Consider the following 5,135-nt stretch of genomic DNA (forward strand, 5'->3'; position numbering starts at 1 on the left):
TGCGGTCAGCGCGCGGGAATTCCTACGGGGAGGCGACGCCAGCGAAGCGCCGGCGGGAACGGGGTACGGGGCCTGCATGTTAGTGCGGCAGCACGCCGCCTAGGCGGCGTGTCGGACAGGACATCGTCATGTTCGGAAAATCAGCAGCGAAATGAACAGGGTGGTCACGAAACCAATCAGCAATTCCATCTCGAACTCCTTGCTCAAGTTGAGTGGGTTTAGCTGGCTGGCATGAATACTGGCTTGCTGACGGCAGTGGGATAACAGCGACTGTACCGCAAATCATGCGACATCCTGATGTCGCATTAAGCGCTACATTAAATGTGCGCAAAGCGTCGGGGCATTGAAACGGGTGGGTACGGCTCGCGCCGCACCCCGAAAGCTGGACTCAGGCTGCCTTGCGTTCGTAGAACGAGACCGTAGCCATTTCGACCACCTGCGCACGATGTTCGACGACCACGCCGCACCGGCTCGCGCAGACGCCGCTTTGCAGCATGACGTCGCGCACCGACTCCTCGCACTTGCCGCAGCAGGAGGCGACGCCGAGCTCGAACTGGAGTTCGTCGAACGAGTCGATGCCGTCCGCGATCGAGGAGCGGATGGTTCGGTCGGAAACGGATTTGCAGACACACACAATCATGGCAGGCGTCATAGCTAACGTTAATGCGAATTATTATCATTTTGTTTGGGCCGTTTGGCAAGCGCCCTGAATGATTTTTTGTAACAAAACCAGACTCATAGGAGGGATTTTGAGGCGGGAAGGGGGGCCGGAACGAGGACGCTAGAGGGGGAAAATGGCGGGAAGGCGCGGATGTGGTGGGGCGTTGTGCGGCTCGGTGGTTGGGTGCGACCCAATCGGGGGCGGGACGAAAGTGCGCTGCAATGGCGCAGGCGGCGTCCGGGCGACGCCTGGCTGGCGGGGTACGGAAATATGCAAGCCGCGTAATCTTGCCGAAAACCCTGCCGGAAGCCGCTTGGGCGGCAGCGCCTGGGCGCGTCGCGCTTTATGCCGCTCGCGAATCCGGTCCGGCCGTCCGCCGCGAGGCAATCAATACTCGCTCGACGCTCGCTTCGATTCCCAGCAGCGTCGCGGTGAGCTGTTGCTGGTGGAGACCGTCGTCGGTGGAATAGAAGCGCGGCAGCGGTGTGCCGGCGGCGGGCGCGGTGGCGCGCAGGCCGTACTGGTCCAGTACGCGTTCCAGTTGACGCGCGATCGCCACGCTCGTGTCGATCAGCGCGAGCCGGTCGCCGACGATGTCGCGGATCGCCGCATCGAGAAACGGGTAGTGGGTGCAGCCGAGCACGAGCGTGTCGGCGTCCGCGTCGAGCATTGGTTCGAGATAGCTGCGCAGCAGCGCGCGCAATTCGGCCGAGCTCACGTCGCAGCGCTCGACCGCCTGCACGAGCCCATGTCCCGGCTGGCACAGAAAGCGGCAGTCGGCGGCGTAGCGTTCGAGCAGCCCCTGGAAGCGGGCGCTGCGCAGGGTCGCCTGTGTCGCGAGCACGCCCGCGACGCGGCTTTTCGACTGCAACGCGGCGGGCTTGATGCCGGGTTCGACGCCGATCAGCGGAATCGGCAACTTTTCGCGCACTAGCGCGATCGATTGCGCGGTCGCCGTGTTGCAGGCGACCACGAGTGCCTTCGCGCCTTGCCCCATCAGCCATTCGCCGATCGCGAGCGTACGGTCGGCGATGAAGTCGTCGTCGCGCTCGCCATACGGCGCGTACAGCGAATCGGCGACATAGAGCAGCGTCTCGTCAGGCAGTTGCGCCCGCACCGCCCGCAGCACCGACAGACCGCCCAGGCCCGAATCGAAAATGCCGACCGGTGCCTGCAACGCGGCGCCAGCGGTGAAAGTCCGGACGGTCGGGGACGGCGATTGAGCAGACATAGGCGAGGAAAACGTGCGTGACGCTACGCTTGGCGAAAAGGCGGAAACGGCCGAAGCCGGCACAGACGGAAACGACGAACGGCGCAAACGGCAAACAGGAAACGGCAAACAGCGAAAACAGGAAACGGCGCAGCGCGCAAAGTGCGCAAGTATATCGTCCGCGCGGCGCGGTCCGTCTCGCACGCAGGTTCGCTCGCGGATAAACGAACCCTTGCGCCACCGCGCGGGATATTGCAGCCGGCTTCGCTCAGGACTCGACCGAACCCATCGCGCTTTGCTGGTAATTCTGGATGCCGACCTTGTCGATCAGATCGAGCTGCGTTTCGAGCCAGTCGATATGTTCTTCGGTGTCGTCGAGAATCTTCGTGAAGATTTCGCGCGAGATGAAGTCGCGAACCGATTCACAGTAGACGATGGCTTCCTTGCAGGTGCTCTGCGAAATCTGTTCGAGCTTCAGATCGCATTCGAGGATTTCTTTGGTTTCCTCACCGATCAGCAGCTTGTGCAGGTCCTGCAGATTCGGCAGGCCGTCGAGCATGAAAATACGTTCGATGAGCCAGTCGGCATGTTTCATTTCGCCGATCGACTCGTCGTATTCATGCTTGCCGAGCTTGTCGAGACCCCAGTGCTTGTACATCCGCGCATGCAGGAAGTACTGGTTGATGGCGGTCAGTTCGTTCTTGAGCTGCGCGTTCAGGTATTCGATGACCTTCTTGTCGCCTTGCATGTTAATTCCTTATGTGGGGACCTTGAATTTCCAACAACAATAAACGCCATACCTGAAAAAGCCAAGCTTACGGACACAACTTTTGGCATTGTTTCAGGTATTGCGTGCCGCTTTGCGCACGTCTTGCGCACAGCAAAAAAAAGCCGGGGCCGAAGCCCCGGCATCCGACCCGCGCGACGGGCACTCATTGCGAATCATTAAGCCGTGGCAACCGGAATCTTGCCGATCTTCGCCTGCCATTCCTTCGGGCCGGTCTGGTGCACCGAGGTGCCGTTCGAATCGACGGCGACCGTGACCGGCATGTCCTGCACGTCGAACTCGTAGATCGCTTCCATGCCGAGGTCTTCGAACGCGAGCACCTTCGCGCTGCGGATCGCCTTCGAGACCAGATACGCGGCGCCGCCGACGGCCATCAGATAGGCCGCCTTATGCTTCTTGATCGACTCGATCGCGACCGGGCCGCGCTCGGCCTTGCCGATCATCGAAATGAGGCCCGTTTGTCCGAGCATCGTTTCGGTGAACTTGTCCATGCGCGTGGACGTGGTCGGGCCCGCCGGGCCGACCGCTTCGTCGCGCACCGGATCGACCGGGCCGACGTAGTAGATCACGCGGTTCGTGAAGTCGACCGGCAGCTTCTCGCCCTTCGCGAGCATGTCGGCGATGCGCTTGTGCGCGGCGTCGCGGCCCGTCAGCATCTTGCCCGACAGCAGCAGCGTCTGGCCCGGCTTCCAGCTTGCGACTTCGGCCGGCGTCAGCGTGTCGAGATCGACGCGCTGGCTGGTTTCCGTGTTCGGCTCCCAGTGCACCTTCGGCCATGCGTCGAGCGACGGCGCTTCGAGCTTCGCCACGCCCGAGCCGTCGAGCGTGAAGTGCGCGTGACGCGTGGCCGCGCAGTTCGGGATGATCGCGATCGGCTTCGACGCGGCGTGCGTCGGCGCGGCCATGATCTTCACGTCGAGCACGGTGGCGAGACCGCCGAGACCCTGCGCGCCGATGCCGAGTGCGTTGACCTTCTCGTGCAGTTCGACGCGCAGTTCTTCGATCCAGTCCTGCGGGCCGCGCGCGATCACGTCCTGAATGTCGATCGGGTCCATCAGCGATTCCTTCGCCATCAGCATCGCCTTCTCGGCGGTGCCGCCGATGCCGATGCCGAGCATGCCCGGCGGGCACCAGCCGGCACCCATCGTCGGCACGGTCTTGAGCACCCAGTCGACGATCGAATCGGACGGGTTCAGCATCGCGAACTTCGACTTGTTTTCCGAGCCGCCGCCCTTGGCCGCGACCTGCACGTCGATCTTGTCGCCCGGCACGATCTCATAGTGGATCACGGCCGGCGTGTTGTCCTTCGTGTTCTTGCGCGCGCCTTCGGGCGGGCTCACGATCGAGGCGCGCAGCACGTTGTCGGGGTTCATGTAGCCGCGGCGCACGCCTTCGTTGATCATGTCGGTGACGCTCATCGTCGCGCCGTCCCAACGCACGTCCATGCCGACCTTCACGAACACCGTGACGATGCCGGTGTCCTGGCAGATCGGGCGCTTGCCTTCGGCGCACATGCGGCTGTTGGTCAGGATCTGCGCGATCGCGTCCTTCGCCGCCGGGCTCTGTTCGAGCTCGTAGGCGCGGCCGAGCGCTTCGATGTAGTCGAGCGGATGGTAATAGCTGATGTACTGCAGCGAATCAGCGATGCTCTGGATCAGGTCTTCCTGTTTGATGACGGTCATGGCTAGCTCAGTGGGGAGGGGCGCTTGTTATCGGATCGCAGCGCGGTGCGGTCAGTCTTGCGCCTTCAGGGGAGTGGAAACCTTGATGCCGCCCACGGCGTGCAAGGCCGCGGGCTCTTCGAAATGCCTGGGGTGCGTGTGCGTGGTGAGGCGGTCGACGAGCGCCATCACGAGCGCGGACACGAGGAACGCGACATGGATGATGACCTGCCACATGATCGTGTGCGTCGTGTTCTGGTCGGGGCTGATGAAGGTCTTCAGCAGATGGATCGACGAGATGCTGATGAGCGCCATCGAGAGCTTCACTTTCAGCACGCCGGCGTTGACGTGATCGAGCCACTCCGGTTCATCCGGATGGCCATCGAGACCGAGGCGCGAGACGAACGTTTCATACCCGCCGATGATGACCATGATCAGCAGGTTCGAGATCATCACCACGTCGATCAGGCCCAGCACGACGAGCATGATGCTGGTCTCGTCGAGCTTCATCGAATCCGTGACCAGATGCCAGACTTCCTTGAGGAACAGCACGACGTAGACCGCTTGCGCGACGATCAGGCCGAGATAGAGCGGCACCTGCAGCCAGCGGCTCATGAAAATGAGGACGGGCAGCGGACGCATCGGGCGGCGCTGACGGGCGGAGTCGGGTCGCGAAGCGGACATAGGCAGGAGTCGGACGAAGTGCTTTGACGGAACACGGGCCAATGCGCCGGCGGCATGCCGGCCGGCGCACGTGAGCCCGGCGCGCGCGGCGGGCAGCGTCTCGGGCAGCGGGCCCGAGCGCTTACCCGGCAC

General features: G+C 62.9%; 5 protein-coding genes. All 5 read right to left on the minus strand.

The window, feature by feature from the left end; genetic code table 11:
• Window positions 1-388 precede the first annotated feature (388 nt).
• Window positions 389-640 (minus strand): (2Fe-2S)-binding protein, encoded by a 252-nt coding sequence (locus tag G3N58_RS33310; RefSeq protein WP_167040433.1) that lies wholly within the window; start codon window positions 638-640, stop codon window positions 389-391.
• Window positions 641-1,004: 364 nt separating this feature from the next.
• Window positions 1,005-1,892 carry a glutamate racemase gene (murI, locus tag G3N58_RS33315; RefSeq protein ID WP_206001313.1) on the minus strand — a complete coding sequence of 296 codons (888 nt, stop codon included), beginning with the start codon at window positions 1,890-1,892 and terminating at the stop codon, window positions 1,005-1,007.
• Between the two features lie 247 nt (window positions 1,893-2,139).
• Window positions 2,140-2,619 carry a bacterioferritin gene (bfr, locus tag G3N58_RS33320; protein ID WP_167040429.1) on the minus strand — a complete coding sequence of 160 codons (480 nt, stop codon included), beginning with the start codon at window positions 2,617-2,619 and terminating at the stop codon, window positions 2,140-2,142.
• A gap of 197 nt (window positions 2,620-2,816) precedes the next feature.
• Window positions 2,817-4,340, minus strand: coding sequence for a fumarate hydratase (locus G3N58_RS33325; protein WP_167040427.1), 1,524 nt, complete (start codon window positions 4,338-4,340; stop codon window positions 2,817-2,819).
• A 51-nt stretch (window positions 4,341-4,391) separates the two neighbouring features.
• On the minus strand, window positions 4,392-4,961 hold the full coding sequence (locus tag G3N58_RS33330) for a TIGR00645 family protein (RefSeq protein WP_241017340.1): 570 nt from the start codon (window positions 4,959-4,961) through the stop codon (window positions 4,392-4,394).
• Window positions 4,962-5,135: the final 174 nt, after the last annotated feature.

Origin of the sequence: Paraburkholderia sp. Ac-20342, assembly GCF_017104985.1 — a bacterium.
In the GTDB taxonomy this organism is placed as follows: domain Bacteria; phylum Pseudomonadota; class Gammaproteobacteria; order Burkholderiales; family Burkholderiaceae; genus Paraburkholderia.